Source organism: Staphylococcus sp. HMSC13A10, assembly GCF_001808005.1.
GTDB lineage: Bacteria > Bacillota > Bacilli > Staphylococcales > Staphylococcaceae > Staphylococcus > Staphylococcus pasteuri.
On record NZ_KV791834.1, the window covers coordinates 1 to 5,365 of the forward strand.

Genomic DNA, 5,365 nt, shown 5'->3' on the forward strand with positions numbered 1-5,365 from the left:
AATGCCAATCAAATTGCCAAATATTGTAATCAGCATCAATATGACGCACCGAATTACGAGGTATTAGAACATAATATTAGTGAATTACGTGAAAAGCTTGATGAGATATGACAACAACTAAATTAAGTGCCACTAAATCAACGTCATGTGCCATTAATTACCCTGAGAAACGTACTGTTGAAAAAAGCGCTTAAATTGTATGTGGATTATGCCAAATCGAGTTTTAAAGCCTCTCGTTAGTTATATGGCAAAACTGATGGTAATCAAGGGCATATGATTATCCAATCGTTTAAACCCGATGAAGTAACCTCAGAATAATATAATCAGTTGGGTTTAGAATTGGCTGAAAAGTTAGCACCTCATCATCAAGTCGCTGTGTACACACATAATGATACGGATCATGTACACAGTCATGTTGTGATTAATACAATTTGACCTCGAAACAGGTAAGAAATCCAACAGCAATAAACAAGGCTTACGTAATGTCAGAGAGTTCAATGATGAGGTCTGTCAAGAACATGGTTTAAACATACAGAACGATATACGGTAAAATTAAGATATACTCAAGCTGAAAAATCATTGATAGAAAAAGTCCAATATTCTTGGAAAGATGATTTAAGAGAAAAAATTGAAATGCGAAAGGCCATACAAGCGATTTTAAGAACTTCTCAGAGTGTTTAGGACAATCAGGTATCGAATTTTTAAGATCAGAGGCAAAAACGTTTCATATAAGCCTGAAAATGTAAATAAATGGGTACGTGGCAAAACACTTGGCGAAGACTACGACAAGGGGGGCGTTGGAATATGAGTTTACAAGATAAGATAGAGAAGAAGAAAAGAAGCAGAATGAGACGCAATCACAACGTATAAAGACCAATTTGATGTCGATTGGTAAGCTGTCGAATACAACTCAGCATAGCTTAGAAAGACAAGAATTAGACGAACTGAAAAAAAACAAGCTCATCATCAAATATCTAACAGAGATACAAGAGATCCAGAACGCACGAGAGAAAGAACAAAAACAACTCATATCGAATTTGACAGGGGCGACAAAGGATTTTCGAGATAATGGTATTAAAGTACATAATACATTTACTCATATGCTTAAAGAAAAATTGGATAAAGTCGATACAGATGAACTAGCAAATATTTTAGGTAGAGATATTCATAAAGTATGTGATGAAAATGAACGTATGTTTCAAGAAGTCAAAGCATCTTATAAAGCATACCAAAAAAATTAAGCTCATGTATCGAGGAATTGGCGTAATGTTATTAGTCTTTATGTTTTTTGCGTTAATCATGAGCATATATAGTGATTTTATGGGTTTTATTAGTGCTCATTATATTTAAGTGAGTAATACCTTTTAGTTAATATAAAAGTCGACAAGTCTATATAAGATTTGTCGACAATCTGCATTTCTATGATTTCACTATTCTTTTTTCATACTTGGAGTCAATAAAACTTACACACCCCGCAGCCACCAATAACATTACTCCAGCAAACAACAGCATGTTTGGCATTGATTTACCAAACAACGGGAATAACGCAAAGCTAGCTAAAGAAGCGATAATCTGAGGGAGACAAATTGAACAGTTAAATAATCCTAAATAAGCACCAGCATTTTTTCCATCTGTATTTTCAGTTAATAATGTAAATGTTTGTGTATTCATAGTAAGGTTATTAATTCCAATTAAGCAGAACGATAAAATTAATAACCACTGTGAATGAATAAAGAAGATTGATATAAATCCAATAGCACCCATGAGTAAACCAAATCTTAATACTAATTTTCTTTGATGAGGTTTTGCATATGCAGCTACTATGCCAAATAAAATAGATGCTACAAATTGTACGCCAGTTAATACACCATACCAGTTACCTGCTTCTTGGTATCCTGCTGATGAAGGATCTGTAGTACCCCAAACATTATTAGCAATAGCACCAGGTGTATATGTCCATAAATACATAATGGCAAACCAAGTAAAGAATTGAACCAAAGATACTTGCCAAAATTGTTTAGGTGCTTTTAAAAGCAATTGCCTTAAATTCAATGAATTTTTACGATTTCTTTTTTCCTCTATTCCATGATACTGTGCATGTAATTTAGGGTTATATTCATTTACAGAACGTACTGTCCAAATAGTTGAAATTAACAGAACAACTGCTGCAATATAATATGCAATTTTGACTGTCATAGGTACTTCACCTTTAGGCGCTACGTTCGATACACCCCAAAGTGTTAATAAGAATGGGAGTAAAGTTGCTATAATCCCTCCCATATTCGAAAAAATTTGTTGCCAAGACCAAGCCATGTCTCTTTGTTTTTCAGGAACCATATCACCAATAACCATTTTGTATGGTTGCATACAAGCATTTGCAGTTAAGTCCATAAAAAGTGTCATGATTGCTCCAAATAAAAGAGCAGACAATGATGCATAACCAAAACCAAGTGATCCTGAATTCGGTAATAATACAAGTGTGATAACTCCTATAGGACCGGCTATTAACAAATATGGCATTCGTCTACCAAATCTTGTCCATGTACGATCCGATGGCAAAAAAAACTTGAAAATACTGGATGGAATGCACTATTCATCGAAAATCATGATCAGCCACGTCGTGTATCTACATGGGGAAGAGATAATAAATATTGGTATGAATCAGCTACAAGTCATGCGGTTGTTTACTTCCTACAACAAGGCACACCATTTATTTATCAAGGTCAAGAAATTGGAATGACGAACTTTCCGTTTACAAGTATAGAGCAATTTAACGATGTATCTGTTAAAAATGAATACCTTATGGTTAAAGAAGAAGGCGGAAACACTGATGCATTATTAGAGAAACACCGCATGGAAAACAGAGATAATTCTCGAACTCCAATGCAATGGAATAATGAAGATTATGCTGGTTTCTCTAATGTTGAACCTTGGTTCCCAGTCAACCCTAACTACGTTTCAATTAATGTCGAACAACAAGAAGCGGATGACCATTCTATATTGCAATTTTACAAAGATTTAATTCAACTTAAAAAGTCAGATGACACCTTTACGTATGGAGAATTCAACTTAATTGATTCAGAAAATTCCAGTATCTTTGCATATACTCGCACATTAAGTAATAAAACAGCAGTCATTGTCGGTAATCTAACAAATCAAACAGTAAGTCTAAAAACTGATCTTGAATTAAACAAGGGCGATTTAAAATTGCATAACTATGATACTGAAATTAATACAGATAATATAAAACCCTATGAAGCATTTGTTGCTATGATTTAGTTAATAAATTTATTCAGTTGACAAATATCCAAAATTCAAACCCACTCATAACAATATAAATTTTAATTTGAGTGGGTTTGGATTTTTTAAATTATATATTATTCACCTTTTTTGTCTAACTTTTAAATTGAGTATTAATAAAGTCTCCTATACTATGTGAATAATCATATTTTTATTCTTAAATTAATCTTTATATCAAGAAAATCATACAATTGATAGCTCTAAGCATTCTATATTTTCAATTTTTTTTCAATTAGAGAAATGTGTTCACTTATCATATTTCTTTGTTTATTCAAGAATTCAAGGTGTGCTCCAAGTATACTTTGTATGTCTATTTTATTTTGATAGAGCATGTCAGTGTTTTTTTGAATTTCTTTTAATGGCATATTTAAATTCCTTAGACACTGGATAAATTTAATCATTTCGATATCGTCGTCTGTGTATAAACGCTGGTTATTGCTGTCTCTATGGATGTGTTTCAATATATTCTTTTTCTCGTAATAACGTAGTTTGCTTTTAGGTATATTGCAATAATCTGAGACATATTCAATGTAATATTGTTTCATGTAAGCATATCCTTTCTCTTAAATCAAGGTTTAACTGATATTATACTCTATATAAACATGAATGAGGAGGAAATACAATGAAAAAAGCTTTAATTGTTGTAACAAACATTGCGAAATACGATAATTTAGACAGACCTACGGGTGCGTGGTTCTCAGAGGTTACGCATTTTGCGAAAGATTTCTATGACGCAGGTTATGATGTTGATTTCGTAAGTCCGAACGGTGGATATGTGCCTCTTGATCCTATCAGTCTTAGCCCTGAAATGATGGGATCTGAGGACTGGGAATACTACACAGATCATAATTATATGAATAAATTTGGACAAACATTATCTCCAAAAGAGGTTAATCCTAGCAACTATCAAGCCATTTACTTTGCAGGTGGACATGGTGCGATTTGGGATTTTAGAAATAACAAAGAACTTAACGACATTGCGTTAAGTATTTACAATAACCAAGGCGTTCTCTCTTCTGTATGTCATGGTGCGGCGGGTCTACTCGACATTAAAGAAAATGGGGATTACCTCGTTCATCATAAAGACGTGACTGGTTTTACAAATAGTGAAGAACAAGCAAATGGTACAACTGAATACATGCCATATTTATTAGAAGACGAATTCATTAGTAACGGTGCACATTTTAAAAAAGAGGATGACTGGAGCAATTTCGCAGTCGTAGATGGTCGCATTGTGACTGGTCAAAATCCTCAATCAGGACATGGCAGTTGCTGAACATGTTTTAAAAATATTAGCTAATCAATAATTTTAAAAAGGAGCGATACACATGAAATCATTAATTATTGGCGCTAATGGTGGCGTCGGTCAACATCTCGTACGTAAACTAAATGCACGAGATGTTGATTTTACGGCCGGTGTTAGAAAAGAAGAACAAGTTGAAGCTTTAAAAGCAGATGGTATCGATGCAACTTACATTGATGTTGCAAAAACAATCGATTGATGAATTAACAGAATTATTTAAACCGTATGATCAAATCCTTTTTTCCGTCGGTTCTGGTGGGAGCACAGGTGACGATCAAACAATCATAGTAGATTTAGACGGTGCAGTGAAAGCAATTAAAGCAAGTGAACACGTTGGTCATCAACACTTTGTTATGGTATCAACGTACGACTCACGTCGAGAAGTGTTTGATGCGTCAGGCGACTTGAAACCATATACCATTGCAAAACATTATGCGGATGACTACTTAAGACATGCAAATTTAAAATATACCATCGTGCATCCAGGCGCTTTAACAAACGAACATGAAACGCAACAATTCAATATGAGTGAGCAATTTGAAAATGTACAAAATCCGTCTATTACAAGAGAAGATGTAGCAGAAGTGCTTGTTTCTGTATTAACTGATGAAGCATTACAAGGTCACGAATTCCAAATCATCAATGGTAATTTGTCATTATCAGACGCAACGAATAAATATCTGGAGGAATAATAAATGAATAATCAACAAGTTGTACTTGCAAAACGACCCCATGGTATCCCTCAAGACGATGTATTTAGAT

Annotated in this window: 2 protein-coding genes and 6 pseudogenes; 6 read left to right on the forward strand and 2 right to left on the reverse strand. The window is 33.9% G+C overall.

Annotated features, from left to right (window positions below):
• From mobC to HMPREF3125_RS13180, 3 genes and pseudogenes are all read left to right on the forward strand, one after another.
• The coding region (mobC, locus tag HMPREF3125_RS01875) for a plasmid mobilization relaxosome protein MobC (protein WP_141738040.1) at window positions 1–111 on the forward strand (111 nt) is incomplete at its 5' end.
• A pseudogene (locus tag HMPREF3125_RS12390) lies at window positions 108–799 on the forward strand (relaxase/mobilization nuclease domain-containing protein); the annotation flags it as partial. The gene mobC and the pseudogene HMPREF3125_RS12390, both read left to right, overlap by 4 nt.
• Before the next feature lie 301 nt (window positions 800–1,100).
• A pseudogene (locus HMPREF3125_RS13180) lies at window positions 1,101–1,350 on the forward strand (DUF334 domain-containing protein).
• Between the two features lie 69 nt (window positions 1,351–1,419).
• Here the strand turns inward: HMPREF3125_RS13180 and HMPREF3125_RS01885 are convergent.
• Window positions 1,420–2,553: pseudogene (locus tag HMPREF3125_RS01885) on the reverse strand (MFS transporter); the annotation flags it as partial.
• Here HMPREF3125_RS01885 and HMPREF3125_RS01890 point away from each other — a divergent pair.
• Window positions 2,551–3,279, forward strand: a pseudogene (locus HMPREF3125_RS01890) (alpha-amylase family glycosyl hydrolase); the annotation flags it as partial. The pseudogenes HMPREF3125_RS01885 and HMPREF3125_RS01890 overlap by 3 nt on opposite strands.
• Window positions 3,280–3,509: 230 nt before the next feature.
• Here HMPREF3125_RS01890 and HMPREF3125_RS01895 read toward each other — a convergent pair.
• Window positions 3,510–3,845 carry a MerR family transcriptional regulator gene (locus HMPREF3125_RS01895; RefSeq protein WP_070451579.1) on the reverse strand — a complete coding sequence of 112 codons (336 nt, stop codon included), beginning with the start codon at window positions 3,843–3,845 and terminating at the stop codon, window positions 3,510–3,512.
• Between the two features lie 77 nt (window positions 3,846–3,922).
• Between HMPREF3125_RS01895 and HMPREF3125_RS01900 the strand changes: the two are divergent.
• Together HMPREF3125_RS01900 and HMPREF3125_RS01905 are read left to right on the forward strand one after the other, a co-directional pair.
• Window positions 3,923–4,607 (forward strand): annotated as a pseudogene (locus HMPREF3125_RS01900) (type 1 glutamine amidotransferase domain-containing protein).
• Between the two features lie 21 nt (window positions 4,608–4,628).
• Window positions 4,629–5,295 (forward strand): annotated as a pseudogene (locus tag HMPREF3125_RS01905) (NAD(P)-binding oxidoreductase).
• Window positions 5,296–5,365: the final 70 nt, after the last annotated feature.

Coding starts and splice junctions, on each gene's coding strand:
- HMPREF3125_RS01895 (WP_070451579.1), bottom strand. CDS start 3,845: ATGAAACAATATTACATTGAATATGTCTCAGATTATTGCAATATACCT.